23 protein-coding genes are annotated in these 24,710 nt (G+C 72.5%); 9 read left to right on the forward strand and 14 right to left on the reverse strand.

Annotation, left to right across the window (positions count from 1 at the left end; all coding sequences use genetic code 11):
- The first annotated feature begins 61 nt into the window (after nucleotides 1-61).
- The 3 genes from Srubr_RS38095 to Srubr_RS38105 all read left to right on the forward strand — a co-directional run bounded on the left by Srubr_RS38095 (nucleotide 62) and on the right by Srubr_RS38105 (nucleotide 3,879).
- Complete coding sequence (locus Srubr_RS38095) at nucleotides 62-499, forward strand: MarR family winged helix-turn-helix transcriptional regulator (protein ID WP_189996797.1); 438 nt, start codon at nucleotides 62-64, stop codon at nucleotides 497-499.
- Nucleotides 500-537: 38 nt separating this feature from the next.
- Nucleotides 538-1,338 (forward strand): EI24 domain-containing protein, encoded by an 801-nt coding sequence (locus Srubr_RS38100; RefSeq protein ID WP_189996796.1) that lies wholly within the window; start codon nucleotides 538-540, stop codon nucleotides 1,336-1,338.
- A gap of 99 nt (nucleotides 1,339-1,437) precedes the next feature.
- Nucleotides 1,438-3,879: a beta-glucosidase gene (locus Srubr_RS38105; protein ID WP_189996795.1), complete on the forward strand. Its 2,442-nt coding sequence runs from the start codon at nucleotides 1,438-1,440 to the stop codon at nucleotides 3,877-3,879.
- 87 nt (nucleotides 3,880-3,966) lie between these two features.
- Here the strand turns inward: Srubr_RS38105 and Srubr_RS38110 are convergent, their stop codons facing one another.
- Together Srubr_RS38110 and Srubr_RS38115 are read right to left on the reverse strand one after the other, a co-directional pair.
- Entirely contained in the window at nucleotides 3,967-4,947 is a 981-nt protein-coding gene (locus Srubr_RS38110; RefSeq protein WP_189996794.1) for an aldose epimerase family protein, read from the reverse strand.
- A 15-nt stretch (nucleotides 4,948-4,962) separates the two neighbouring features.
- Entirely contained in the window at nucleotides 4,963-5,844 is an 882-nt protein-coding gene (locus Srubr_RS38115) for an SGNH/GDSL hydrolase family protein (RefSeq protein WP_189996793.1), read from the reverse strand.
- 256 nt (nucleotides 5,845-6,100) lie between these two features.
- Here Srubr_RS38115 and Srubr_RS38120 point away from each other — a divergent pair, with 256 nt between their 5' ends.
- Nucleotides 6,101-6,595 (forward strand): DUF3145 domain-containing protein, encoded by a 495-nt coding sequence (locus tag Srubr_RS38120; RefSeq protein ID WP_189996792.1) that lies wholly within the window; start codon nucleotides 6,101-6,103, stop codon nucleotides 6,593-6,595.
- A 55-nt stretch (nucleotides 6,596-6,650) separates the two neighbouring features.
- Here the strand turns inward: Srubr_RS38120 and fabF are convergent, their stop codons facing one another.
- The 5 genes from fabF to fasR all read right to left on the reverse strand — a co-directional run bounded on the left by fabF (nucleotide 6,651) and on the right by fasR (nucleotide 11,618).
- Nucleotides 6,651-7,913 (reverse strand): beta-ketoacyl-ACP synthase II, encoded by a 1,263-nt coding sequence (gene fabF / locus Srubr_RS38125; RefSeq protein ID WP_189996791.1) that lies wholly within the window; start codon nucleotides 7,911-7,913, stop codon nucleotides 6,651-6,653.
- 110 nt (nucleotides 7,914-8,023) lie between these two features.
- Complete coding sequence (locus tag Srubr_RS38130) at nucleotides 8,024-8,272, reverse strand: acyl carrier protein (protein ID WP_189996790.1); 249 nt, start codon at nucleotides 8,270-8,272, stop codon at nucleotides 8,024-8,026.
- Between the two features lie 80 nt (nucleotides 8,273-8,352).
- Nucleotides 8,353-9,384, reverse strand: coding sequence for a ketoacyl-ACP synthase III (locus tag Srubr_RS38135; RefSeq protein ID WP_189996789.1), 1,032 nt, complete (start codon nucleotides 9,382-9,384; stop codon nucleotides 8,353-8,355).
- 12 nt (nucleotides 9,385-9,396) lie between these two features.
- Complete coding sequence (locus Srubr_RS38140; RefSeq protein ID WP_189996788.1) at nucleotides 9,397-10,323, reverse strand: ACP S-malonyltransferase; 927 nt, start codon at nucleotides 10,321-10,323, stop codon at nucleotides 9,397-9,399.
- A gap of 89 nt (nucleotides 10,324-10,412) precedes the next feature.
- A complete protein-coding gene (fasR, locus tag Srubr_RS38145) occupies nucleotides 10,413-11,618 on the reverse strand; it encodes a fatty acid biosynthesis transcriptional regulator FasR (RefSeq protein WP_189996787.1) in 1,206 nt (401 codons plus the stop codon).
- A 264-nt stretch (nucleotides 11,619-11,882) separates the two neighbouring features.
- Here fasR and Srubr_RS38150 point away from each other — a divergent pair, with 264 nt between their 5' ends.
- The gene (locus Srubr_RS38150; RefSeq protein ID WP_189996953.1) at nucleotides 11,883-12,539 is read left to right on the forward strand and encodes a pirin family protein; all 657 of its coding nucleotides are present in this window, start codon (nucleotides 11,883-11,885) and stop codon (nucleotides 12,537-12,539) included.
- 30 nt (nucleotides 12,540-12,569) lie between these two features.
- On the opposite strand, the gene Srubr_RS38155 is transcribed toward Srubr_RS38150, so the two are convergent.
- Both Srubr_RS38155 and Srubr_RS38160 read right to left on the reverse strand, forming a co-directional pair.
- On the reverse strand, nucleotides 12,570-13,391 hold the full coding sequence (locus Srubr_RS38155; protein WP_030604517.1) for a serine hydrolase domain-containing protein: 822 nt from the start codon (nucleotides 13,389-13,391) through the stop codon (nucleotides 12,570-12,572).
- A gap of 19 nt (nucleotides 13,392-13,410) precedes the next feature.
- Nucleotides 13,411-13,893 (reverse strand): GNAT family N-acetyltransferase, encoded by a 483-nt coding sequence (locus Srubr_RS38160; protein WP_189996786.1) that lies wholly within the window; start codon nucleotides 13,891-13,893, stop codon nucleotides 13,411-13,413.
- 96 nt (nucleotides 13,894-13,989) lie between these two features.
- On the opposite strand from Srubr_RS38160, the gene Srubr_RS38165 reads away from it, so the two are divergent.
- The gene (locus tag Srubr_RS38165; RefSeq protein WP_189996785.1) at nucleotides 13,990-14,454 is read left to right on the forward strand and encodes a MerR family transcriptional regulator; all 465 of its coding nucleotides are present in this window, start codon (nucleotides 13,990-13,992) and stop codon (nucleotides 14,452-14,454) included.
- The gene (locus tag Srubr_RS38170; RefSeq protein WP_189996784.1) at nucleotides 14,451-15,467 is read left to right on the forward strand and encodes an aldo/keto reductase; all 1,017 of its coding nucleotides are present in this window, start codon (nucleotides 14,451-14,453) and stop codon (nucleotides 15,465-15,467) included. Before Srubr_RS38165 ends, Srubr_RS38170 begins: the two co-directional genes overlap by 4 nt.
- 371 nt (nucleotides 15,468-15,838) lie before the next feature.
- On the opposite strand, the gene Srubr_RS38175 is transcribed toward Srubr_RS38170, so the two are convergent.
- From Srubr_RS38175 to Srubr_RS38185, 3 genes are all read right to left on the reverse strand, one after another.
- Nucleotides 15,839-16,687 carry a DUF4429 domain-containing protein gene (locus Srubr_RS38175; protein ID WP_189996783.1) on the reverse strand — a complete coding sequence of 283 codons (849 nt, stop codon included), beginning with the start codon at nucleotides 16,685-16,687 and terminating at the stop codon, nucleotides 15,839-15,841.
- A 66-nt stretch (nucleotides 16,688-16,753) separates the two neighbouring features.
- Entirely contained in the window at nucleotides 16,754-17,971 is a 1,218-nt protein-coding gene (locus Srubr_RS38180; RefSeq protein ID WP_189996782.1) for an alpha/beta hydrolase, read from the reverse strand.
- A 103-nt stretch (nucleotides 17,972-18,074) separates the two neighbouring features.
- On the reverse strand, nucleotides 18,075-18,701 hold the full coding sequence (locus tag Srubr_RS38185) for a TetR family transcriptional regulator (protein ID WP_189996781.1): 627 nt from the start codon (nucleotides 18,699-18,701) through the stop codon (nucleotides 18,075-18,077).
- 125 nt (nucleotides 18,702-18,826) lie between these two features.
- Here Srubr_RS38185 and Srubr_RS38190 point away from each other — a divergent pair, with 125 nt between their 5' ends.
- Together Srubr_RS38190 and Srubr_RS38195 are read left to right on the forward strand one after the other, a co-directional pair.
- Complete coding sequence (locus Srubr_RS38190; RefSeq protein ID WP_189996780.1) at nucleotides 18,827-20,446, forward strand: MFS transporter; 1,620 nt, start codon at nucleotides 18,827-18,829, stop codon at nucleotides 20,444-20,446.
- 224 nt (nucleotides 20,447-20,670) lie between these two features.
- Nucleotides 20,671-20,979, forward strand: a complete 309-nt coding sequence (locus Srubr_RS38195; RefSeq protein ID WP_189996779.1) for a small hydrophobic protein — start codon at nucleotides 20,671-20,673, stop codon at nucleotides 20,977-20,979.
- On the opposite strand, the gene Srubr_RS38200 is transcribed toward Srubr_RS38195, so the two are convergent.
- The gene (locus Srubr_RS38200) at nucleotides 20,976-21,770 is read right to left on the reverse strand and encodes a potassium channel family protein (RefSeq protein ID WP_189996778.1); all 795 of its coding nucleotides are present in this window, start codon (nucleotides 21,768-21,770) and stop codon (nucleotides 20,976-20,978) included. The two genes, Srubr_RS38195 and Srubr_RS38200, sit on opposite strands and share 4 nt — an antisense overlap.
- 122 nt (nucleotides 21,771-21,892) lie before the next feature.
- Nucleotides 21,893-24,640, reverse strand: a complete 2,748-nt coding sequence (aceE, locus tag Srubr_RS38205) for a pyruvate dehydrogenase (acetyl-transferring), homodimeric type (protein ID WP_189996777.1) — start codon at nucleotides 24,638-24,640, stop codon at nucleotides 21,893-21,895.
- Nucleotides 24,641-24,710 lie beyond the last annotated feature (70 nt).

Below are 24,710 nucleotides of genomic sequence, written 5' to 3' on the forward strand. Positions count from 1 at the left end.
CCTGAAACAACCATGCTCCTGAATATTTCATGATGTCAAGTAACCGGGTATCCTGGCGGGCATGCCCACCCCATCGAACGCCCGCCGCCCCGACCCCCTCGCCCTGGAGGTCGTCGAGCTGATCGGTGAGGTCGTGGCCCGCTTCTACGCGGACTACGAGGAGGCGGCGGGCGAGCACACCCTGACCGGCCCGCAGGCCCGGCTGCTCAGCCTGCTCTCGCTGGAGCCGCTGCCCATGCGCAAGCTGGCCCAGAAGCTGAAGTGCGAGCCGTCGAACGTCACCGGGATCGTGGACCGGCTGGAGTCCCGGGGGCTGGTGGAGCGCCGCCCCGACCCGGCCGATCGCCGGGTGAAGGTGGCCGCCGCCACCGAGCGGGGCCGCGAGGTGGCCCGGGACCTGCGCGAGGGCCTGCGGTTCGCCCGCGAACCCCTCGCGGGGCTGTCCGAGGAGGAGCGCCGCTCCCTGCGTGACCTGCTGCGCCGCATGCTCGGGGCCTGAGCGCCGTACCGCCTCGCGGAGCCAGTAGAGTCCTGGCCATGCGCGATCTCGGGGTGGGTTTCGGTTATCTGCTGAAGGGCCAGCGGTGGGTGACCCGGCACGGGCGCCGGTACGGCTTCGGCCTGCTGCCCGGCCTGATCACACTGGTGCTGTACGCCGCCGCGCTGGTCGCGCTGGCCGTCTGGGGCGAGGACGCCGTCGCCTGGGCCACCCCGTTCGCCGACGACTGGTCCAGCCCTTGGCAGGGCCTGTTCCGCGGCTTCCTGACGGCCGTCCTGTTCGCGCTCGGCCTGCTGCTGGCCGTGCTCACCTTCACGGCCGTCACCCTGCTGGTCGGCCAGCCCTTCTACGAGTCCCTCTCCGAGCAGGTCGACGCCGACGTCTCGCCCGACGGCACCGCCCCCGAGTCCGGCCTGCCGCTCTGGCGCGAACTGTGGATCTCCGCCCGGGACAGCCTGCGGGTCCTGGTCCGGGCCGGACTGTGGGGCGTGCTGCTCTTCGCCCTCGGCTTCCTGCCGTTCGTCGGGCAGACCGTCGTCCCCGTGATCGGCTTCTTCGTCACCGGCTTCTTCCTCACCGAGGAACTCGCCGCCGTCGCCCTCCAGCGCAGGGACGTCGACCTGCGCGCCCGGCTCGCCCTGCTGCGCTCCCGCAAGACGCTGGTCTGGGGGTTCGGCACCCCCCTCGGCCTGGCCTTCCTGGTCCCGTTCGTCGCGGTGTTCCTGATGCCGGGCGCGGTCGCGGGCGCCACGCTGCTCGCCCGTGACCTGCTCGGCGAGGAGACCACCGACGCCGACGCCCCCGGCGGGCGGCCCGACACGGAGGACGTCACCTCCTGACCGGCGGTGACCGGGCGCGGCCACCTACCGGGCCACCGGCGGTGCGGGCACGATGGAGGCTCCCGCACGGGCCGGTGCGGGCGCCACGAGGAGGTACCGATGACGGGACCGGAGCCCACCCCCGCCGAGGAGGCCCGCGAGGCCGTCGTGGCGGCTGCCCTGCACGCGCTCGACCTCGACGCCAAGACCCGGCTGCTGGCCGGGCAGGACATGTGGAGCCTGCCCGCGCTGCCCGGAATCGGCCTGGCGTCCCTGGTGATGTCGGACGGCCCGGTCGGCGTCCGGGGCGTGCGCTGGAGTGCCGACGACCCCTCCGTGGCCCTGCCCTCGCCGACCGCGCTCGCCGCCGCCTGGGACCCGGAACTCGCCCGCCGCGCCGGGGTGCTGCTCGCCCAGGAGGCCCGCCGCAAGGGCGTCCACGTCCTGCTCGCTCCGACCGTCAACCTGCACCGCTCCCCGCTCGGCGGCCGTCACTTCGAGTGCTACAGCGAGGACCCGTACCTGACCGGGGTGATCGGCGGCGGGTATGTGCGCGGCGTCCAGTCCGGCGGGGTCGGCGCCACCGTCAAGCACTTCGTCGCCAACGACGCCGAGACCGACCGGTTCACGGTGGACAACCTGGTCTCCGAACGCGCCCTGCGCGAGCTGTACCTGGCGCCCTTCGAGGCCATCGTGCGCGGCGCCCGCCCGTGGGGCGTCATGACCGCCTACAACTCGGTCAACGGCACGACGATGACCGAGCACCACCACCTCGTCGAGGAAGTCCTGCGCGGCGAATGGGGCTTCGACGGCGTCAACGTCTCCGACTGGACGGCCGCCCGGGACACGGTGGGCGCCGCGAACGGCGGCCTGGACATCGCCATGCCCGGCCCGCGGACCGTCTACGGCCCCGCCCTCGCCCGGGCCGTACGGGACGGCGAGGTCGCCGAGGCCACGGTCGACGCCGCCGTTCGCCGGGTGCTGCGCCTCGCCGCCCGCGTCGGCGCCCTGGCCGGCGCCGAACCGGCCGTCACCGAACCGCCCGCGCCGGTCGACGGCGCGGCCCTGGCCCGGGAGATCGCCCGCCGCTCCTTCGTCCTGGTCCGCAACGAAAGGCGCGTCCTGCCGCTGAAGCCGGGCGGCACCGTGGCCCTGATCGGCGCCGCCGCCCGCGACGCCCGCGTCCTCGGCGGCGGCTCCGCCACCGTCTTCCCGGCCCGCACCGTCTCCCCGCTCGACGGCCTCACCGCCGCCCTCCCCGCCGGCACCCTGACGTACGACGTCGGCGCCGACCCGGTCACCGAACCGGCCCTGAACGACCCGGGGTTCACCGTGCGGGCGGTCTGCCGGAACGCGGCCGGCGAGGTCATCGGCACCCGCTCCGTCCCCGGCGCGGCCATCCAGTGGATGGGCACCGACCTCCCCGAGGGCGTCACCCACGACACCCTGGACACCGTCGAACTGACCGGCACCTACACCCCCCGCGAGTCGGGCCGGCACACCTTCGCGGTCAAGGGCACGGGCGCCTTCACGCTCACCGTCGGCGGGACGACGTACTACGACGACGTCCAGCGCCCGAGTCCCGACGACCCCTTCGACGCCTTCTTCGGCGCCCCCGTGCCACGCGCCGAAGCCGAACTCACCGCGGGCGAACCGGTCGAGGTCTCCCTCACCCACGCCGTCCGCCTCCCCGAGGACCTCCCGATGAAGGCCGTCGCCTTCGCGCTCGCCCACTGCGGCCCGCCGCGCGACCCGGACGAGCTGATCGCCGAGGCCGCCGAGGCCGCCCGGAACGCGGACACCGCCGTGGTCGTGGTCGCCACCACCGAGCGGGTGGAGTCCGAGGGCTTCGACCGCCGGGACCTGAGGCTCCCCGGCCGCCAGGACGACCTGGTGCACGCGGTCGCCGCCGCCAACCCGGACACCGTCGTGGTCGTCAACTCCGGCTCCCCGGTGGAACTTCCCTGGCGGGACGAGGTCGCCGCGATTCTGCTCACCTGGTTCCCCGGCCAGGAGGGCGGCACCGCCCTCGCCGACGTCCTCACCGGCACCCACGAGCCCGGCGGCCGGCTCCCCACCACCTGGGGCACCCTCGCCGACGCCCCGGTCACCCAGGTCGTCCCGGTGAACGGCGAACTGCCCTACAGCGAGGACCTGTTCATCGGCTACCGCGCCTGGGACCGGGCCGGCCGCACCCCCACCTACCCCTTCGGCCACGGCCTCGGCTACACCGACTGGGCCTACGAGTCGCTGGAGACCGACGGCACCACCGTCCGCGTCCGGGTCCGCAACACCGGCGAACGGCCGGGCCGGGAGGTGATCCAGCTCTACCTCTCCCCGTCCGGGCCCGCCCCCGGCCGCCCGGCCCGCCGCCTGGCCGCCTTCGCCTCCGTCGAGGCCGGCCCCGGCGAGAGCGCCGAGGCCACCATCGAACTGCCCCGCCGCGCCTTCGAGGTGTGGGACGACACGACGAAGACGTGGGCGTGTGTGAAGGGTTCGTACGAGATCTCCGCCGGCCGCTCGATCACCGACCGCCGGCTCACGGCACCGATTAACGTCTGATCCGGGACACTCCCCGCACACCGCGGACGAAGCCCCCACGAACAGCCCCGGTCCGGGACCTGACCCCTGGACCGGGGCTCACCGCCGTCAGCCGCGCACCCCGAAGCCGTACACCGTCTCCGAGCGGTAGACCTCGCCGGGACGCAGGACCGTGGCGGGAAAGTCCGGGCGGTTGGGGGAGTCCGGGAAGTGCTGCGTCTCCAGGGCGGTGCCGGCGTTCGGGGCGAACGGGCCGGACAGGTGGTCGCCGGTGTAGAGCTGGAGGCCCGGCTCGGTCGTCGACACCGTCAGGGTGCGGCCGGAGCCGGGGTCGTAGAGCTCCGCGACCTCCTCGGCCGCCCCGGTCACGCCCTTGTCCAGCACGAAGTTGTGGTCGTATCCGGAGCCAGTCGGGCGCGGCGCCCGGAAGTCCAGGCGGGAGCCCGACACATCGGCCGGCGCCCCCACCGGGATCAGGTCCGCGTCCACCGGCGTGTACCGGGACGCGGCCAGCCGCAGCTCGTGCCCGCCCGTGGCACCGGAACCCGCGCCGCCCAGGTTCCAGTACGTGTGGTTGGTCAGGTTCACGACTGTCGGCGCGTCGGTGACCGCCTCGTAGCCGATCCGCAGCGCCCCCGACGCCGTCAGCGTGTACGTCACCGTCACCGCCAGCCGCCCCGGGAACCCCTCCTCGCCGTCGGGGCTGACCCGGCTCAGCCGCAGCCCGTGCTGCACCGGAGTCACCTCCCACACGTGCTTGTCGAAGCCCCGCTTGCCGCCGTGCAGCGAGTTGGCGCCCTCGTTGCGCGTCACCTCATGCGTCCGGCCGTCCAGGGGGAACCGGCCGCCCGCGATCCGGTTGGCGTACCGGCCGATCACCGCGCCCAGGTACGGCTCCGGATGCCGCAGATAGCCGTCCAGGTCCGCGAAGCCCAGCACCACGTCCGCCGTCCGCCCCGACCGGTCCGGGACCTCGGCCGACTGCACGATCCCGCCGTACGACAGCACCCGCACCCGCACCCCGCCGCGCTCCAGCGTCCACCGGTGCACGGCAGTGCCGTCGGAAAGTGCGCCGAAAAGTTCGCTCATGTGGGAAACCCTAGGTCACGGGCTCTTCGCGGTGACCTTCCGGTACGCGATCTCCGCGAGCCGGGCCTGCCCGTCCTTGCTGGGGTGGAACCAGTCCCAGTGGCTCAGCTGGTCCGTGCCGAAGCGGAAGTCGTACACCGCGCCCCCGTCGAAGCGGCAGCGGCGGTCCTTCGCGCAGACCTCCCGGAGCACCTTGTTGTACTCCACCACCCGCCGCTGCACGGATTCCCGGCGCAGCGTCGCCGCGCTGGTCAGATCGTCCGCGTCGCCCAGCATCGACGGGCAGATGCCCAGCTTCCACACCTGCCTGCCCAGCACGTTCGTCCGGCCCTCGGACCACAGCCGCATCAGGTTCGGCACGCTCGACACGTACACCTGCGTCTTCGGCAGCGCCGAGCGCAGCGTGCGCATCGCCTCCTCGAAGCCCGCGCGGAACTCGGCCACCGGCGTCATCGCCGACGCCGTGGTCCGGCAGGCGTCGTTCCCGCCGGCCATCACCGTCACCAACTCCGGGCGGCGGGCCACCGCCTGCGCCATCTGCCCCGGCAGGTCCGCCATCCGGGCCCCGGTCACCGCGTAGTTCCAGCTGCGCTCCGCCGCTCCCGCGACCCCCAGCAGCCGCACCGCCAGACTCTCCACCGCCGCGTCGCTGCCCGTCGCCCAGGACGCCTCCGGACAGTCCGACAGCACCGTGCACGCGTCGAAGCCGCGGGTGATGGAATCGCCCACCGCCGCGATCGAGTCCGGGCTGGTGTCCCACAGCGGGGGCCGGGCCGCGCGCGCCTTCGTGCCCTCCGCCGCCGGCGAACCGTCCCCGCCCTGGCATCCGGCGACCCCCAGCACCGTGGCCGCCACGACGGCGAAAGCGGCTCGCACACGGTGGCTTCGCTTCCGCATCCCTGCTGTTCCCCTCGCTCGACGGCCCGGTGCTCCCCCTAGGACAACGACTGAGGGTTCCCGGTCCGGCACCCGGGGAACGGCCGGCCCCCGTACAAGCGTCCCCCTGGGTGAATGGCGGCGTTTTCCTGGCGCCGGGACCGACGGTACGTCACACTCCTTGCCCCGTCGCAAGGTAGCCTCGCCATCAACGCGGCCGTCGTGCCACTGCCGCCCAGCCAGTCCGCAAGATGTCCCGCTCTGCCCGGAGGTTCCGGTGACGACACGTGGAGTTCTGTACGTGCACTCCGCGCCGCGCGCGCTCTGCCCGCACGTCGAGTGGGCCATCGCCGGGGTGCTCGGCACGCGCGTCAGCCTCGACTGGATCCGGCAGCCCGCGTCCCCCGGCACCTGGCGCTCGGAGTTCTCCTGGCAGGGCCAGGCCGGCACGGCCTCCAAGCTCGCGTCCGCGCTGCGCGGCTGGCACCTGCTGCGGTTCGAGGTCACCGCCGAACCCTGCCCGACCGCCGAGGGCGAGCGCTACAGCTGCACCCCCGACCTCGGCATCTTCCACGCCGTCACCGGCCTCCACGGCGACATCCTGATCCCCGAGGACCGCCTGCGCGCCGCCCTGACCCGCTCCCAGCGCGGCGAGAGCGACCTGGAGGCCGAGATCGCCAAACTCCTCGGCAAGCCCTGGGACGACGAACTGGAGCCGTTCCGGTACGCGGGCGAGGGCGCCCCGGTCCGCTGGCTGCACCAGGTGGTGTAGAGCGGATGGCCCGGTCTCCACTCCAGGAGACCGGGCCATTCAAGCGCTACGGAACTCAGACCGTACGGAACGCCAGCACCACGTTGTGCCCGCCGAACCCGAACGAGTCGTTCAGCGCGGCGATCCGGCCCTCCGGCAGCGCCCGCGCCTCACCGTTCACGATGTCCGCGTTGACCTCGGGGTCCAGGTTGTCCAGGTTGATCGTCGGCGGCGCCGTGCGCTTCACCAGCGCCAGGATCGACGCGACGGTCTCCACACCGCCCGCGCCGCCGAGCAGATGACCGGTCATCGACTTGGTCGCGGAGATCGCCATGTGGTCGACGTCGTCGCCGAACACCTTCCGCAGCGCCTTGATCTCGGCCACGTCGCCCTGCGGCGTGGACGTGGCGTGCGCGTTGACGTGCACGATCTCGGCCGGCTTCAGGTCGGTGTTGTCCAGCAGGTTCTGCAGCGCGTGCGCGATCCCGTTGCCGGACGGCTCCGGCTGCGTGATGTGGTGGGCGTCGGCGGAGATGCCCTGTCCGACCGCCTCGGCGTAGATCCGGGCACCGCGGGCCTTCGCGTGCTCCTCGGACTCCAGGACGATCACACCGGCGCCCTCGCCGAGCACGAAGCCGTCGCGGCCGGCGTCGTAGGGACGCGAGGCGCCCTGCGGGTCGTCGTTGTTCTTGGACATCGCCATCATGTTGCCGAACGCGGCGATCGGCAGCGGGTGGATGGCGGCCTCGGTACCACCGGCCACGACCACGTCCGCACGCCCGGTGCGGATCATCTCGATCGCGTACCCGATGGCCTCCGCGCCCGAGGCGCAGGCCGAGACGGGGGTGTGCACACCGGCGCGGGCACCCAGCTCGATCCCGACGTTGGCCGCCGGGGAGTTGGGCATCAGCATCGGCACGGTGTGCGGGGAGACGCGGCGTACGCCCTTCTCCTTGAGTACGTCGTACTGGTCCAGCAAGGTCGTCACGCCGCCGATGCCGGAGGCGATGACCGCTCCGAGACGGTCGGGGTTCACGGAGGAGTCCACCCCGGCCTTGGCGGTGAAACCGGCGTCCTTCCATGCCTGCTGAGCGGCGATCAGCGCGAACTGCGCGGACCGGTCCAGCTTGCGGGCCTGCGGCCGGGGGATGATCTCGCCCGGCTCCACGGCGATCTGCGCGGCGATGCGGACCGGCATGTCCGCCGCCCACTCCTGCTCCAGCAGTCTGACACCGGACGTGCCGGCGACCAGGGCCTCCCAGGTCGAGGCTGCGTCGCCACCCAGCGGTGTGGTTGCGCCGATACCGGTGACGACCACGGTGCGATTGGTCGGGCTCACGGGAATTCTTTCTCCAACGGATACGGGGGAGGACTACCCCCGCCGGTGCGGGGATTACGGCGCCACCGCCGGGTGGCGGGGCCTTGCTACACGCGGCCTACGCGGTGGCCTCAGGCCTGGTGCTTGAGGATGTAGTCGGTGGCGTCGCCGACGGTCTTGAGGTTCTTGACGTCGTCGTCCGGGATCTTCACGTCGAAGCGCTCCTCGGCGGCGACGACGACCTCGACCATGGACAGCGAGTCGACGTCCAGGTCGTCGGTGAAGGACTTGTCCAGCTTGACGTCCTCGACCGGAATCCCGGCGATCTCGTTCACGATCTCGGCGAGACCGGCGACGATCTCTTCCTGAGTGGCGGCCATGTCAGGCGCTCCTTCTTGATATTCCAGACGGTTAATGGCATTTGCATCCGAACCGGACCGGGTGATCCGGCACGGAGTGTCTAGGGGAGGGTAACGACCGTGGCGGCGTAGACGAGACCCGCCCCGAATCCGATGACGAGCGCGGTGTCGCCGCTCTTCGCCTCCCCGGTGGCCAGGAGCCGCTCCATCGCGAGCGGGATCGAGGCGGCCGAGGTGTTGCCGGTGGTGCGGATGTCACGGGCGACCGTGACGTGCTCCGGCAGCTTCAGTGTCTTCACCATCGAGTCGATGATCCGCACATTGGCCTGGTGCGGGATGAAGACGTCCAGGTCGTCCGCGGTGATTCCGGCCGCGTCCAGCGCCTGCTGGGCGACCTTCGCCATCTCGAACACGGCCCAGCGGAACACCGCCTGGCCCTCCTGCGTGATCGCAGGGAACTTGATGTTGCCCTCGCTGTCGACGGGCAGCTGGGTGAGGTCGCCGACCCGGAACCGGTCCCAGGGGACGGTCTGCTTGATCGTGTCGGCCTTGTCGCCCTCGGAACCCCACACGGTCGGGCCGATGGCCGGCTCCTGCGAGGGGCCCACGACGACCGCGCCGGCGCCGTCACCGAACAGGAAGGCGGTGGCCCGGTCCTCCAGGTCGGTGAGGTCGCTCAGCCGCTCCACGCCGATCACCAGCACGTACTCGGCGGAACCTTCCACCACCATGCCCTTGGCCAGGGTGAGGCCGTAGCCGAAGCCCGCGCAGCCGGCCGAGATGTCGAAGGCGGCGGCCTTGGCGGTGCCGAGCTGGTCGGCGATCTCGGTGGCGATGGCCGGGGTCTGGCTGAAGTGCGAGACGGTCGAGACGACCACCGCGCCGATCCGCTCGGCGTCGATGCCGGCGTCCGCGATCGCCTTGCCGGAGGCCTCGATGGCCATCGCGGCCACGGTCTCCTCGGGACCGGCCCAGTGCCGGGTCTCGATGCCGGAGCGGGAGCGGATCCACTCGTCGGACGAGTCGATCTTCTCCAGGATCACCTCGTTCGGCACCACCCGGGTCGGCCGGTAGCCGCCGACGCCGAGGATGCGCGCGTACGGGGCGCCCTTGCTGGGCTTGATCTTCGCCATGTACGGCTCTCCTTAGGCGCCGGCGTGCTCTGCGAGCAGAGCCCGGGCCGCTTCCAGGTCGTCGGGGGTCTTCAGGGCCAGCGTCTTGACGCCGGGCAGGGCCCGCTTGGCCAGGCCGGTCAGGGTGCCGCCCGGGCACACCTCGACGAGCGCGGTGACGCCCAGCTCCTTGAAGGTCTCCATGCACAGGTCCCAGCGGACCGGGTTGGCGACCTGGCCGACCAGCCGCTGGAGCACCTCGGCGCCCGAGGCGACGGCCCGGCCGTCCTTGTTGGAGACGTAGGTCACCTTCGGGTCGGCCGGCGACAGCTTGGCCGCGGCCTCCTCCAGGGCCGTCACGGCCGGGGCCATGTGGTGGGTGTGGAAGGCGCCGGCCACCTTCAGCGCGACGACCTTGCGGACGCCCTCGGGCTTGTCCTCGTTCAGCGTGGCCAGCTGCTCCAGCGTGCCCGCGGCGACGATCTGGCCCGCGCCGTTGATGTTCGCCGGGGTCAGGCCCAGCTTCTCCAGGTGCGGCAGGGTCACCTCGGGGTCGCCGCCGAGCAGCGCCGACATGCCGGTCTCGGTGACGGCGGCGGCGTCGGCCATGGCCAGGCCGCGGGTGCGGACCAGGCCGAGGGCGGCCGTGTCGTCCAGGACGCCGGCGAAGGCGGCGGCGGTGATCTCGCCGACGCTGTGGCCCGCGACCGCGCCCGGCGCGATGTCGGAGATGTCACCCAGTGCCGCGGCGGACAGCAGCCCGGCGGCGACCAGCAGCGGCTGCGCCACGGCGGTGTCGCGGATGGCGTCGGCGTCGGCCTGGGTGCCGTAGTGGACGAGGTCCAGTCCGAGGGCGTCCGACCAGGCCGCCACGCGGTCCGCGGCACCGGGCAGGTCGAGCCAGGGGGTCAGGAAGCCGGGCGTCTGGGCGCCCTGGCCGGGAGCGACGAGTACGAGCACTCTCACACTCTCTCTTGGGGTGGGCGGGGGCCGCCCGTGGGGACAGGGACGAAGAACACGTAGGGCTTTTGTGGAGCCTCGACAAAACCTTATGTCTGGGGTTCAGCGTCGGCCAGACGCCCCAGGATGAGCGCGATCCGCAGTGTGAACGCGGATCTTACATCCGAGGGGGACCAGCCGGTGACGTCAGTCACACGTCGGAGCCGGTAGCGGACGGTGTTCGGGTGAACGAAGAGCATTCTCGCCGCGCCTTCGAGACTGCTGGCCTGCTCCAGGTAGACACTCAGCGTTTCCAGCAGCGCCGAGCCGGCCTCCTCCAGCGGTCTGTAGATCTCCTCCACCAGTTGCTCGCGGGCGCTCGGGTCGCCCGCGATGGCGCGCTCCGGCAGCAGATCGTCGGCGAGCACCGGGCGTGGTGCGTCCTGCCAGGCGGTGCACGCCTTCAGCCCGGCGGCGGCGGCCTGCGCGGACCGGGTGGCGGCCAGCAGATCGGGGACGACGGGGCCCGCGACGACCGGTCCGGCGGCGAACGGCCCGATCAGCGAGCGGGCGACGGCCAGCGGGTTGTCGCTGCCGCCCGCGATGACCACCAGCCGGTCGCCGAGCACCCCGGTCAGCACCTGGAGCTTGGCGTGCCGGGCGGCCCGCCGGATGGCCTCCACGGTCAGCTCGCTGTCCCCGTCGGGCGCGGTGCCGAGCACCACGCACACGTGTTCCGGCGAGTTCCAGCCGAGCGCGGCGGCCCGGCTGACGGCCCCCTCGTCGGCCTCCCCGCTCAGCACGGCGTTCACCACCAGCGACTCCAGCCGCGCGTCCCAGGCACCGCGTGCCTCGGCGGCCTGGGCGTAGACCTGGGCGGTGGCGAAGGCGATCTCCCGGGCGTACACCAGCAGCGCCTCGCGCAGCACGCTCTCGTCGCCCGGGGCGGCCACCTCGTCGATGGCGGACTCCATCACCTCGATGGTGGTGCGCACCATCTCCACGGTCTGCCGCAGCGTGATGGCCCGGGTCAGCTCCCGGGGCGCGGTCCCGAAGACGTCGGTGGAGATCGCCTGCGGGGCGTCCGGGCGCCGGAACCACTCGGTGAAGGCGGCGATGCCCGCCTGGGCGACGAGCCCGATCCAGGAACGGTTCTCCGGGGGCATGGCCCGGTACCACGGCAGGGTCTCGTCCATGCGCGCGATGGCCTGCGCGGCGAGACTCCCGGAGGACTTCTCCAGCCGCTTCAGGGTCGCGGCGTGCGGGTGGACGTGACGGGCTGCGGGGTCACCGTGGTGGGATTCGGGTTCGGGCACGGGGACAAGGGTGCCTTATCCGGACGGGAGCCCGCGCCGCCGGGGGGCGGTGACGGGCGGCCCGGCCGGTGGCGGGCGGGGGCGCGCGGCCGACGCCCGGACCGGTGTGGGCGGCCGGGACGGTGCGGCGGGGCGGCCGGGCGGCCCTTCGCCGGGCGGCCGGGCCAGGAACCGGAAGGCGCCCCCGGCCGGTCTCCGTACGGTGCCCCGGACCGGGGCCGCCCGCGGCCCGGTCCGGACCGCGGGGCTACCGTGGGGGCCGTGATGACGGACGTACGGCGCGCCGGTGAGCGCTATCGCGGCGGGGACCCCGGGGCCGGGATCGACACCCGGCACGCCTTCTCCTTCGGGCCGCACTACGACCCCGACAACCTGCGGTTCGGCGCGCTGATCGCCTGCAACGAGGAGCGGCTGGCCCCCGGCGCCGGTTTCGACGAGCACCCGCACAGCCACACCGAGATCGTCACCTGGGTCGTCGAGGGCGAGCTGACCCACCGCGACTCCGGCGGGCACGAGACGCGGGTCGGCCCCGGGGACGTGCAGCACCTGAGCGCGGCGGCGGGCGTGCGGCACGTGGAACGCAACGACGGCCCGGCCCCGCTGACCTTCCTCCAGATGTGGCTGACCCCCCGGGAGCCCGGCGGCACCCCGTCCTACACCCTGGTCCCGGCCGCCGGGGGCCCCGTCAGGTACGAGGTCCCGGCCGCCGGCGCGGTGCTGCACGTCCGGCGGCTGGGGGCCGGGGAGCGGACGGCGGTGCCGGACGCACCGTGGGTGTACGTCCATGTGGTGCGCGGCGCGGTCCGGCTGGCCGGGACCGGGCTGGGCCCCGGCGACGCGGCCCGGATCACCGGCGCCGAGGGGCTCCGGGCGCTGGCGTCGGCCCCGGCGGACCTGCTGCTGTGGGAGATGACGCCGTAGCGGCGGCAGCCCCCGAAGGACGCGGCCTCGTCAGCCGCGCAGTTCCGCGAGGACCGCGTCCGTGAGGGCCGGCCACGCCTCGATCGCCCAGGGGCCGAACGCGCGGTCGGTCAGGGCGACCCCGGCCGCCCCGGCGTCCGGGTCGATCCACAGGAACGTGCCCGACTGCCCGAAGTGCCCGAACGTGCGCGGCGAGGACGAGGCGCCCGTCCAGTGCGGGGACTTGCCGTCGCGGATCTCGAAGCCCAGGCCCCAGTCGTTCGGGTTCTGGTGCCCGTACCCGGGCAGCACGCCCTTGGTCCCCGGGTACTGCACGGTCATCGCCGCCGCCACCGTCCGCGCGTCCAGCAGCCGGGGCGCCTGGACCTCCGCCGCGAACCGCAGCAGGTCCTCGACCGTCGACACCCCGTCCTTCGCCGGCGACCCCTCCAGCGACGTGGCCGTCATGCCCAGCGGCTCCAGCACGGCCTGGCGCAGGTACTCCGCGAACGGGATGTCCGTCGCCTTGGCGATGTGGTCCCCGAGCTGCTCGAACCCGGCGTTGGAGTACAGCCGCCGGTCCCCGGGCGGGGCCGTGACCCGGTGCTCGTCGAAGGCCAGGCCCGAGGTGTGCGCGAGGAGGTGACGGACCGTCGCCCCGGGCGGACCGGCCGGCTCGTCCAGCTCGATCGCGCCCTCCTCGTAGGCGACGAGCGCCGCGTAGGCCGCCAGCGGCTTGGTGACGGAGGCCAGCGGGAAGCGGTGCCCGACGGGACCGTGCGTCCCGAGGACGGTCCCGTCGGCTCGTACGACTCCCGCCGCGGCGGTGGGGACGGGCCAGTTCTCGATCAGCGCCAGGCTCTGCAACGACATGCGTCCGAGCCTATGCGGCTCACAGCGACAGCCGCATCGACGGGTCGGAATCCCGGGTGAAGCCCAGCGCGGTGTACAGCGGCTCGGCCTCCGGCGAGGCGTTGAGCAGCACGTGTCCGGCGCCGCGCGCCCGGAACCAGGCCAGCAGCTCCTCCATGCACGCGCGCGCGTAGCCCCGCCTGCGGGCGTCGGGGTCGGTCGCCACGCTGAAGACGTACCCGACCCGGCCCCGCGGATTGCCGGGCTTGCCGATGCGGTACTCCACGGTCCCCGCCACCAGCGCGGCCAGCGCCCCCGGCCGGCCGGGGTGGTCCACCACGAACGCGGCGAAGTCCGCGTCCCCGGCGAGCCGCTCGCGCAGTTCCGGCAGCGACTCGCGCTGCCAGCCGGCCGCCCCGTCACCCCCGCCGCCTCCGTCGCCCCACAGGGAATCGATCATGATCTGGCGCAGTCGCAGTACTTCCCCGGCATCCTCGGGCCGGGCCCGTCGTACGAGACTCATGGGGCGCAGGCTAACCACCGCCACCGGGTCCGGTCCTGGGGATTTCTTACCGGACCGGCTTGCTTGGAGTGCACTCCAACGCCATAGCGTGGGGACATGACGGTGATGCAGACCACGCCAGCGGCCACCGGGCAAGCCACCCCCGCCGACATCTGCTCCGCCCCTCCCCGGCGCCACCCCCGCCCCGACGGCCAGGACCGCTACACGATCAGCGAGGTCGTGGCGTTCACCGGTCTGACCGCGCACACCCTGCGCTGGTACGAGCGGATCGGGCTGATGCCGCACGTCGACCGCTCACACACCGGCCAGCGCCGCTACCGCAACCGCGACCTGGACTGGCTGGACTTCGTGACCAAGCTCCGGCTGACCGGCATGCCGGTGGCGGACATGGTCCGGTACGCGGAGCTGGTCCGGGAGGGCGAGGGCACCTACGCGGAGCGGCGGGACCTGCTGGAGTCGACCCGCCGGGACGTCCTGAACCGGATCGCCGAACTGCGCGACACGCTCGCCGTACTCGACCGCAAGATCAGTTTTTACGCCACGGAGGGGACCACTCGATGACCGACGCCAGGATTCCGACGGTACGGCTCGGCGCGGACGGGCCGGAGGTCGGCGTGCAGGGCCTCGGCTGCATGGGCATGAACTTCGGCTACGGCCCGACGGACGCCGGGCAGGCCCGTGCCGCCCTGGACCGGGCGCTGGAGCTGGGCGTCACGCTGTACGACACGGCGGACGCCTACGGTGCCGGGGAGAACGAGCGGTTCCTCGCGCCCTTCTTCAAGGCGCACCGGGACGAGGTGGTCATCGCCACCAAGTTCGCCCTGTCCATCCCGCCGGACGACCCGACCAAGCGCATCATCCGCAACGACGCGCCCTACATCCGCGAGGCGGTCGAGGCCAGCCTGAAGCGGCTGGACGTCGAGGTGATCGACCTGTACTACATGCACCGCCGCGATGTGAACGTGCCCATCGAGGAGACCGTCGGCACGATGGCGGAGCTGGTCCGCGAGGGCAAGGTCAAGCACCTGGGGCTCAGCGAGGTCACCGCGGACGAGCTGCGCGCCGCGCACGCCGTGCACCCGATCGCGGCCGTGCAGTCGGAGTGGTCGCTGTTCAGCCGGGACATCGAGGCCAGGGTCGTACCGGCCGCGCGGGACCTGGGCGTGGCCCTGGTGCCGTACTCGCCGCTCGGCCGCGGCTTCCTCACCGGCTCCTTCACCAACGCCGAGCAGGACCTGACGGCCGACGACTTCCGCCGCCAGCAGCCCCGCTTCACCGGCGCCAACGCGACGGCCAACGCGGCCCTGCTGGCGCCGATCCGGGCGATCGCCGAGGCCCGCGGCGCCACGCTCGGCCAGATCGCCCTGGCCTGGGCGCAGCAGCGGGCGTCGGTCGCGGACCTGACCGTGGTGCCGATCCCGGGCACCCGCAAGCCGGGCCGGGTGGAGGAGAACGTGGCGGCGACCCGCATCACCCTCACCGACGACGAACTCGCCACCCTGGAACCCATCGCCTCCCAGGTCTCCGGCGACCGCTACCCGGACATGCGCTTCGCGTCGGCGGGCCGCGAGTAAGCACCACGCGGCGGGGCCGACGATCCGGCGGGGCTGTCCGGAACTGCCCGTCCGGCGCGCCGACCATCCGGCGTGCCGACTGTCCGCCGGGGCTGATTACCCGGCGGGGCCGGCTGTCCGGCGGGGCTGATTACCCGGCGGGGCCGGCTGTCTGCCGGGGCTGATTACCCGGTAGGGCTGGCTGTCTGCCGGGGCTGATTACCCGGCGGGGTCGACTGCCCGGCACGCCCGGCTGTGCGGCTGGGCTGGCTGTCGGGCGGACCGGCTGTCCGGTGCGCCCGGCCGTTCGCCGGGGCCGATTGTCCGGCGCGCCCGGCCGTTCGGCGGGGCCTGCCGGCCCGTTGGGCCGGACGGGGGAGCCGGACGGGTGGTCACAGTTCGGCGAGGAGTTGTGCCTTCTTGGTGGAGAACTCCTCGTCGGTGACCAGGCCGGCCTGGTGGAGTTCGCCGAGGTGGCGGATGCGTTCGGCGATGTCGGCGGGGTCGCGCCGGGCCGGGGACGGTATCGCGGGTACCGGTCCCCGGGTGCGCACGGCGGCCAGGACCGCCGCGGCGAACGGCAGTGACTCGTGCACCGGGCCGTAGCCCAGCCCGAAGACGACGGCCGCCGGGTCCTGGTCGGGCTGCGCGGGCGCCGCCGGGCCGGGCGTTCGCCGGACCAGCCGCAGATGCCCCTCGAAGACCTCCGGCGAGCGCCACTCCACCCCGCTCAGCTCGGTCACCGCGAAGCTCTGGTCGCCGGCCTTCCACTTGGTCGAGGACGCCCCCGTCCAGGACCAGCGGAACTGCACGGACGTCCCGTCGAAGGACGCCTTGCCGTCGTAGGCCTTGAAGTGCAGGGGCGCCTCGGGCGCCGCGACCAGGTGCCGGTCGGCGGGGCCGGACTCGGTGAGCAGCCCCTTCAGCTCGTCGGCGTAGTACTCGGCGAGGGTCTCCCGCTCGGCCGGCAGCACCAGCCGGTACGGGTCGGAGCCCTCCTTCAGCTGCCCGTCGGCCGCCTCCATCAGCGGATCGGCGCCGGGGCGCGGCCGCAGGCGCAGGACGACCGTCCCGCGCCGCCCCGGACCGAGGGTCACGCCCTCGACCGCGGTCAGCGGGATGCGGCGCTCGCCCAGCGCCTGGAACAGCTTCGGTGTCCGAATCCCCCGTTCGTAACGGATGAGCACGGAGTCGGACTCGAACTCCCAGACGGCATGAAAACCCGCCAGTACGTCACCCATGCGGCTCATCGTATGCGGCACGTGTCCCTCCGTCGCCACCCGCGCAGACCGCACTTCCTGCTGTTTCTACGCGCGTTGGGCCGTCGGCGTGCCGGACAGACCGGACCGGCACGCATCATCCTGCTGTGCGCACGTCACCTCGCCGTACGCGCCCACCCCGATGTCGGCGAGATTGCGCAGGCTGTCCGTGCCGGGCTCGAAGTAACCGCTGTGGCCCTCGGCGTCCCGGGCCGACAGCACCCGCGCGCCGAACGCCGAGGACACCGGGTCGGCGCCGTGGCCGAGGCCGCCCAGCTCCAGGTAGGGCACGTCGCGCACCCAGTCGCTGGCGTCCCGCATGGCCCACACCCGGGCCGTCGTGCCGAGGCCGGCGGCGCTGCCGGCGCGCATGCCGGGACTCGCGGCCACCGCCAGGTCGGCGACCCGGCGGGGCATGTCGCGCGCGGCGACCCCGCAGAGCACCGAGCCGTAGCTGTGGCAGAACATCGACACCGGGGACCGGCCGGGCAGCGCCCGCAGCAGCGCGTTCAGCCGTACGGCGCCCTCCTCGGCGCGCAGTCCGGTGGCCGCGTCCACCCCGAGCCCGTCGGGGGAGGTGTAGTCGGCCCAGGCGATCACCGCCGTACGGGTCGAGGGGCGCGCCGCCCGCTCGGCCGCGTAGAGCGCCTTGGCCATGCCGACCGGGGCGCTGTAGGGGCGGCTGGTGCGCTGGAAGGTGAGCAGGTCGGTGTCGACGCCGGGGACGACGACCGAGATCCGCCGGGCCGCGGCGAGGTCGCCGAACACCTCGGCGATCCGGCCCGGGCCCGCGGGGTCGAAGGCCAGGATCTGCCGGCCGTCGCTCAGCAGGGATTCGTAGCGGTGCATCCGCCGGCCCGCGTCCTGCTGGCCCGCCGCGCTGAGCCGGCTGTCGTGCATGCGGGCGCGCTCGGTCGCGCGGGCGCGTTCCAGCGCGAGGTGGTTGGCCCGGTAGCGCAGGGAGACCGGGGCGCCGTTCATGTTGCCGACCGCGAGCGGGTAGCGGCGGGCCAGCCGGTCGCGGTCGCCGGGGGTGAGCGAGCCGAAGAATCGGGCGAGCCGGGTGGGGGCGGCGTCGGGGTCCGGCAGGCGCAGGCCGTGCAGGTGACCGTGGCGCCACTCGGCGAGCGAGGCCGCGAGCGCCGACGACTCCCGGTGGGTGCGCAGGGCGGTCCAGCCGGTGGTCGCGAGCATCACGAACACCACGGCCAGCGCGAGCAGGGCGCGCCAGATGCTGAGCTGCGGGGAGGTGTCGAAGGAAGTCACTGGGAGGACACACTAGGAGAGCGAGCGGGTCTCGGGGTAACCGAGTGGCGGGGATCACGTTTCGGCGGGCGGTGGTGAGGGAGTCGGCGATCTGCCAACGATCTCAGGTGGTCCGCCAGTTTCCGGTGAGCGCCGAACCCACCTGATCGAGGTACGACGTGGTGAGCGTCCGGATCAGCTCGGCCCCCGAGTCCTCGCTGGTGCACCACTGCCGCTCGGTGACGCGCATCACCCCGCCGAACACGGCCACCGCCAGCCGGGGCCGGGGGTCGGCGTCCACGTCGACGCCCTCCCGCTCGGCCAGCACCCGCGCGAGGGCCTCCTCCGTCGCGGCCAGCCGGCGCAGCCGGGCGGCGAACAGCGCGGGCTCGGCCTCGATCGTGCGGTACATGCGCAGGTGCAGTTCGACCGGCACGACCGACTCGACGGTCGCGTGCAGTTCGTCCCAGCTCTCCAGGAACGCCTGGCGCAGGGCCCGCATCGGCGCCTCGTGCGGCGGGCGCGCCCGTACGGCCCCCACGAACGCCGCCTCCGCCATGTCCTGGACCGCGAAGGCCACGTCCTCCTTGCCCGCGAAGTAACGGAAGAAGGTGCGCTGCGAGACGTCGACGGCGTCGGCGATCTCGTCGACGGTCGTGCGCTCGTAGCCCTGCGTGGTGAACAGTTCGAGAGCGGCCCGCAGCAGCGATTCCCGTGTACGCCGCTTCTTGCGCTCGCGCAGCGTCTCCATGGCCACTCTCCTGTGAACGCGGGCGAACCTCCGTCCGGCCCTGGGCTTGACCCCCTTTTTTCGTGTCAGTAACCGACTAGTGAATTGGTTTGTCAACTGTCAGCGGCTGTCACTAACCTGAGTGTATGACTAGTCGGACCACCATCGACGCGACGGGGCCGGGGGACAAAGCGCCGGCGGCCCCGTCCGGGCCGCAGCCGGCCGCGGGCCTGCGCGGCCACCCGTGGCTCACGCTGATCACCGTCGCCGTAGGGGTCATGATGGTGGCCCTCGACGGCACCATCGTGGCCATCGCCAACCCGGCCATCGGCAAGGATCTGCACGCCAGCTGGGCGCAGCTGCAGTGGATCACCAACGCCTACTTCCTGGCGCTCGCGGTCTCCCTGATCACCGCCGGCAAGCTCGGCGACCGCTTCGGCCACCGGCAGACGTTCCTGATCGGCGTCACCGGCTTCGCCGTCGCCTCCGGTGCCATCGGACTGTCCGACAGCATCGCCGCGGTCGTCACCTTCCGCGTCTTCCAGGGCCTGTTCGGCGCGCTGCTGATGCCGGCCGCGCTCGGCCTGCTGCGCGCGACCTTCCCGGCCGAGAAGCTCAACATGGCGATCGGCATCTGGGGCATGGTCATCGGCGCCTCCACCGCCGGCGGCCCGATCCTCGGCGGTGTCCTCGTCGAGCACGTCAACTGGCAGTCGGTGTTCTTCATCAACGTGCCGGTCGGCGCCCTCGCCCTGCTGCTGGGCCTGCTGATCCTGCTCGACCACCGCGCCGAGAACGCCCCGCGCTCCTTCGACCTGCTCGGCATCGCCCTGCTCTCGGGCGCGATGTTCTGCCTGGTCTGGGCCCTCATCAAGGCCCCGGCCTGGGGCTGGGGCGACGGCAAGACCTGGCTGTTCCTCGTCGCCTCGATGGCCGGCTTCGCCCTGTTCGCCCTCTGGGAGAAGCGGGTGAAGGAGCCGCTGATCCCGCTGGCGCTGTTCCGCTCGGTCGCGCTGTCCGCGGGCGTCGTCCTGATGGTGCTGATGGCCATCGCGTTCATGGGCGGCCTGTTCTTCGTCACCTTCTACCTGCAGAACGTCCACGGCATGAGCCCGATCGACGCGGGCCTGCACCTGCTGCCGCTGACCGGCATGATGATCGTCGGCTCCCCGCTGGCCGGTGCCCTCATCACCAAGGTCGGCCCGCGGATCCCGCTGGCGGGCGGCATGGCCGTGACCGCGATCGCCATGTACGGCATGTCCACGCTGGACGAGGGCACCGGCAGCGGCCTGATGTCCGTCTGGTTCGCCCTGCTCGGCCTCGGCCTGGCCCCGGTCATGGTCGGCGCCACGGAGGTCATCGTGGGCAACGCCCCGATGGAGCTGTCCGGTGTCGCGGGCGGACTCCAGCAGGCGGCCATGCAGATCGGCGGCAGCCTCGGCACGGCCGTGCTGGGCGCGGTGATGGCCTCCAAGGTCGACAGCATCCTCGGCGACAACTGGGCGGACGCCGGGCTGCCGAAGCTGCCCCCGGAGCAGCTGCACCAGGCGGCCGAGGCGGTCCAGCAGGGTGTCGCGCCGGTGACCAAGGACACCCCGGCACCCATAGCCGAGAAGATCACCGAGGTGGCCCACCACACCTTCATCGACGGCATGAGCCTCGCCTCCCTCGTGGCGGCGGGCGTGGCCGCGGTCGCCGTCCTCGTCGCGCTGCTCACCAAGCGGGGCGCGAACGCGGAGGCGGGCGCGGGCGTGGGCCACATCTGACGGCCCCTTCCCGGCGGAGTTCGCCTATCAGGGTGACTCCGCTCAAGATCGCTGGCTCCCGGCGCGCGCCGCAGGTCACAGTGGGTCAACTCCTCCGCAGGACATGGGAGGACCACGGGGCCGCGGCGCGCGCTGTCGGAGGGGGACAGCGCGCCCGGTCTGCTCCGGCGCAACCGGGGTACTCGCACCGTGAAGCCGAACTGTCCAGATGCCCCAGGGAGTTGATGATGGCAGGCTTCGGGCACGGAACACGCGGGTACCCCCGGTCGCGTGGCCGGACGTGGTCACGCACCGGGCCGGACCGCGCGACGCTCGGGATCATCGGCGCCATCTGCGCGGTGGCCGGCTTCTTCGCGCTGGGGATCGTCCTCGGTCCCGTCGCGATCTTCTGCGGCTGGCAGTCCATGGGCCGCAGTTGGTCCGGCGAACGCAACGTACCGGCGCTGGTGGCCCTGGTCCTGGGCGCCATCGACACCCTGCTCGCCGCCATGGCCCTCACGGGCGCGGCGGCCTGGGGGAACGGCCTTCTCTAGGGGGCCGGCGGCCCGTTGCCGGGCGCGGAGGGACTGTTGCCGACCGCGCAGCTCTCCGCGTCCCTCCGGGTCTCCGCGAGCCGCGCCACCTCGGCGCGCAGCGACCGCACCTCCTCGGCCAGCGCGGCGATGGCCTCCGTCTGCCGCCGCTCCTCCACGTCGTCCTTCTCGAACCGCGAGATGAACCAGGCGGCGATGTTCGCGGTGACGACACCGAGCAGGGCGATCCCGGACAGCATCAGCCCGACCGCGATCATCCGCCCGAGTCCCGTCGTCGGCGCGTGGTCGCCGTACCCCACGGTCGTCATCGTCGTGAACGACCACCACACCGCGTCACCCAGCGTCCGGATGTTCCCGTGCGGTGACTCGCGTTCCACGGACAGCACGGCCAGCGAGCCGAACATCAGCAGGCCGATCACGGCCCCGACGACATAGGTGGTCAGCCGGATCTGCGGAGCCATCCGCGCCCGCCGGCCCACCAGCAGCAGCGTCGACACCAGCCGCAGCAGCCGCAGCGGTTGCAGCAGCGGCAGGACCACCGCGCACAGGTCGAGCCAGTGCCGTCGCACGAACGTCTTCCGGTGCGGGGCGAGCGCCAGCCGGACCAGGTAGTCCAGGGCGAACGCCCCCCACACCACCCACTCGACCCCCGTGCACACGGCCGTCAGGAACCGCCCGGCGGAGGCGTCCACGATGGGCACCGCGTAGGCGACGCCGAAGACCACCGCGAGCCCCAACAACGGCCGCTCGGTGAACCGCTCCCACCGCGCTTGCGCGGACAGTTGTTCCATGCCCGCATCGTAAAGAAACGGTAAGTACAGCCCCCAAAGGGGCGCGGGGAACCGCGCGACCAGCCCACTGCCGGCCCGCGCCTTCCCCGCACCCCCTTGTCGGCCCAAGCCAAGCGCAACGGCTACGCGTCGCCCCCGGCCGCCCCCGGATCCGCCGCCGACACGTCCAGCAGCTGGTACCGGTCGATTGCCTGCTTCAGCACGGACCGGTCGACCTTCCCCTCCCGTGCCAGTTCCGTCAGCACCGCCACCACGATCGACTGGGCGTCGATGTGGAAGAAGCGGCGCGCGGCGCCCCGGGTGTCGGCGAAGCCGAACCCGTCGGCGCCCAGGGACTGGTACGGGCCGGGCACCCAGCGCGCGATCTGGTCCGGAACCGATCGCATCCAGTCGGACACGGCCACGAACGGTCCCTCCGCACCGCCGAGCTTGCGGGTCACGAACGGCACCCGCTGCTCCTCCTCGGGATGCAGCAGGTTGTGCCGCTCGCAGTCCACGGCCTCGCGGCGCAGCTCGTTCCAGGAGGTCGCCGACCACACGTCCGCCTTGACGTTCCACTCCTCGGCGAGGATCTTCTGCGCCTCCAGCGCCCACGGGACCGCCACGCCCGACGCCATGATCTGCGCCGGGATCGAGCCCGCGGTGCCCTCGGCGAGCCTGTGGATGCCCTTGACAATGCCCTCGACGTCCACGTTCGGCGGCTCGGCCGGGTGCTGGATGGGCTCGTTGTAGACGGTGAGGTAGTAGAAGACGTCCTCGCCGTGCGGGTGCTCGGGCGAGCCGCCGTACATCCGGCGCAAACCGTCCTGGACGATGTGCGCGATCTCGTAGGCGTACGCCGGGTCGTAGGCCACGCACGCGGGGTTGGTGGAGGCCAGCAGCTGGGAGTGGCCGTCCGCGTGCTGGAGGCCCTCGCCGGTCAGGGTCGTGCGGCCGGCGGTCGCGCCCAGGACGAATCCGCGCGCGAGCTGGTCGGCCATCTGCCAGAACTGGTCGCCGGTGCGCTGGAAACCGAACATCGAGTAGAAGACGTACACCGGGATCAGCGGCTCGCCGTGCGTGGCGTAGGCCGAGCCCGCGGCCATCAGCGAGGCCGTGCAGCCCGCCTCGGAGATGCCGTCGTGCAGCATCTGGCCGGTCGGCGACTCCTTGTACGCCAGCAGCAGCTCGCGGTCCACCGACTCGTACTGCTGGCCCAGCGGGTTGTAGATCTTCGCGCTCGGGAAGAAGGAGTCCATGCCGAACGTGCGGTACTCGTCCGGCGCGATCAGCACGAACCGCTTGCCGATCTCCTTGTCCCGCATGAGGTCCTTCAGGAGCCGGACGAAGGCCATGGTCGTCGCGATGGACTGCTGGCCCGTGCCCTTCTTCACGGTCGCGTACGCCTTGTCGTCCGGCAGGGCGAGCGGCTCGGAGCGCACGACGCGCGTCGGAACGTAACCGCCGAGGGAGCGGCGGCGGTCGTGCATGTACTGGATCTCCTCCGAGTCCCGGCCCGGGTGGTAGTACGGCGGCGGGCCGGACTCCAGCTCCTTGTCGGAGATCGGCAGGTGCAGCCGGTCCCGGAAGCGCTTGAGGTCGTCGACCGTCAGCTTCTTCATCTGGTGCGTGGCGTTGCGGCCCTCGAAGTTCGGGCCCAGCGTCCAGCCCTTGACCGTCTTGGCCAGGATGACCGTCGGCTGGCCCTTGTGCTCCTTGGCCGCCTTGAACGCGGCGTAGATCTTGCGGTGGTCGTGTCCCCCGCGGCCCAGGTGCAGGATCTGGTCGTCGGTCATGTTCTCGACCATCGCGCGCAGCCGGTGGTCGTCGCCGAAGAAGTGCTCGCGGATGTAGGCACCGGACTCGGTGGCGTACGTCTGGAACTGGCCGTCCGGGGTCGTGTTCATCTTGTTGACGAGGATGCCGTCCCGGTCCTGCGCGAGCAGCGGGTCCCAGGAGCGGTCCCAGATCAGCTTGATCACGTTCCAGCCGGCGCCCCGGAAGACCGACTCCAGCTCCTGGATGATCTTGCCGTTGCCGCGCACCGGGCCGTCGAGGCGCTGGAGGTTGCAGTTGACCACGAAGGTCAGGTTGTCCAGGCCCTCGCGGGCGGCCAGGGTGAGCTGGCCGAGCGACTCGGGCTCGTCCATCTCGCCGTCGCCGAGGAACGCCCACACGTGCGAGCGGGAGGTGTCGGCGATGCCGCGCGCCTGCATGTAGCGGTTCATCCGCGCCTGGTAGATCGCCGAGAGCGGGCCGAGGCCCATGGAGACCGTCGGGAACTCCCAGAAGTCCGGCATCGAGCGCGGGTGCGGGTAGCTGGACAGGCCGTCCGGGTACTTCGACTTCTCCTGGCGGAAGCCGTCGAGCTGCCCGGCGGTGAGCCGGTCGAGCAGGTAGGCGCGGGCGTAGATGCCGGGGGAGGCGTGGCCCTGGAAGAAGACCTGGTCACCGCCGTCGCCCTCGTCCTTGCCCCGGAAGAAGTGGTTGAAGCCGACGTCGTAGAGCGAGGCGGAGGAGGCGAAGGTGGCGATGTGGCCGCCGACGCCGATGCCCGGGCGCTGGGCGCGGGAGACCATGACGGCCGCGTTCCAGCGGGTGGCGTTCAGAATCCTGCGCTCGATCTCCTCGTTGCCCGGGAAGAACGGCTCGCTCTTGGTGGGGATCGTGTTGACGTAGTCCGTGCTGCGCATCTCGGGCACGGCCACGCGCCTCTCGCGGGCCCGCTCGATCAGGCGCAGCATGAGATAGCGGGCCCGCTCCCGGCCGCGCTCGTCGACGGCGGCGTCCAGGGAGTCGAGCCATTCCTGAGTCTCTTCGGGATCGAAGTCAGGGACCTGACTCGGAAGGCCGCCAATGATGATCGGGTTGCGATCGGATCCGGAAGCCACGCTGTTCCTTACCTGTCGGAGGGCCAGTTCTCGTTAACGGCTGCCTGCACCGTTCCCCATCGTGTACCTG

This window comes from Streptomyces rubradiris (genome assembly GCF_016860525.1).
Classification (GTDB): domain Bacteria; phylum Actinomycetota; class Actinomycetes; order Streptomycetales; family Streptomycetaceae; genus Streptomyces; species Streptomyces rubradiris.

What these genes read in the sequence shown, in the direction of transcription:
- Srubr_RS38130 (WP_189996790.1), bottom strand. Translation starts at nt 8,272, where the DNA reads ATGGCCGCCACTCAGGAAGAGATCGTCGCCGGTCTCGCCGAGATCGTG.
- Srubr_RS38105 (WP_189996795.1), top strand. Translation starts at nt 1,438, where the DNA reads ATGACGGGACCGGAGCCCACCCCCGCCGAGGAGGCCCGCGAGGCCGTC.
- Srubr_RS38175 (WP_189996783.1), bottom strand. Translation starts at nt 16,687, where the DNA reads ATGGGTGACGTACTGGCGGGTTTTCATGCCGTCTGGGAGTTCGAGTCC.
- Srubr_RS38135 (WP_189996789.1), bottom strand. Translation starts at nt 9,384, where the DNA reads ATGGCGAAGATCAAGCCCAGCAAGGGCGCCCCGTACGCGCGCATCCTC.
- Srubr_RS38170 (WP_189996784.1), top strand. Translation starts at nt 14,451, where the DNA reads ATGACCGACGCCAGGATTCCGACGGTACGGCTCGGCGCGGACGGGCCG.
- Srubr_RS38115 (WP_189996793.1), bottom strand. Translation starts at nt 5,844, where the DNA reads ATGCGGAAGCGAAGCCACCGTGTGCGAGCCGCTTTCGCCGTCGTGGCG.
- Srubr_RS38160 (WP_189996786.1), bottom strand. Translation starts at nt 13,893, where the DNA reads ATGAGTCTCGTACGACGGGCCCGGCCCGAGGATGCCGGGGAAGTACTG.
- Srubr_RS38155 (WP_030604517.1), bottom strand. Translation starts at nt 13,391, where the DNA reads ATGTCGTTGCAGAGCCTGGCGCTGATCGAGAACTGGCCCGTCCCCACC.
- Srubr_RS38095 (WP_189996797.1), top strand. Translation starts at nt 62, where the DNA reads ATGCCCACCCCATCGAACGCCCGCCGCCCCGACCCCCTCGCCCTGGAG.
- Srubr_RS38195 (WP_189996779.1), top strand. Translation starts at nt 20,671, where the DNA reads ATGATGGCAGGCTTCGGGCACGGAACACGCGGGTACCCCCGGTCGCGT.
- Srubr_RS38190 (WP_189996780.1), top strand. Translation starts at nt 18,827, where the DNA reads ATGACTAGTCGGACCACCATCGACGCGACGGGGCCGGGGGACAAAGCG.
- Srubr_RS38185 (WP_189996781.1), bottom strand. Translation starts at nt 18,701, where the DNA reads ATGGAGACGCTGCGCGAGCGCAAGAAGCGGCGTACACGGGAATCGCTG.
- Srubr_RS38110 (WP_189996794.1), bottom strand. Translation starts at nt 4,947, where the DNA reads ATGAGCGAACTTTTCGGCGCACTTTCCGACGGCACTGCCGTGCACCGG.
- Srubr_RS38150 (WP_189996953.1), top strand. Translation starts at nt 11,883, where the DNA reads ATGACGGACGTACGGCGCGCCGGTGAGCGCTATCGCGGCGGGGACCCC.
- Srubr_RS38165 (WP_189996785.1), top strand. Translation starts at nt 13,990, where the DNA reads ATGACGGTGATGCAGACCACGCCAGCGGCCACCGGGCAAGCCACCCCC.
- Srubr_RS38200 (WP_189996778.1), bottom strand. Translation starts at nt 21,770, where the DNA reads ATGGAACAACTGTCCGCGCAAGCGCGGTGGGAGCGGTTCACCGAGCGG.
- Srubr_RS38100 (WP_189996796.1), top strand. Translation starts at nt 538, where the DNA reads ATGCGCGATCTCGGGGTGGGTTTCGGTTATCTGCTGAAGGGCCAGCGG.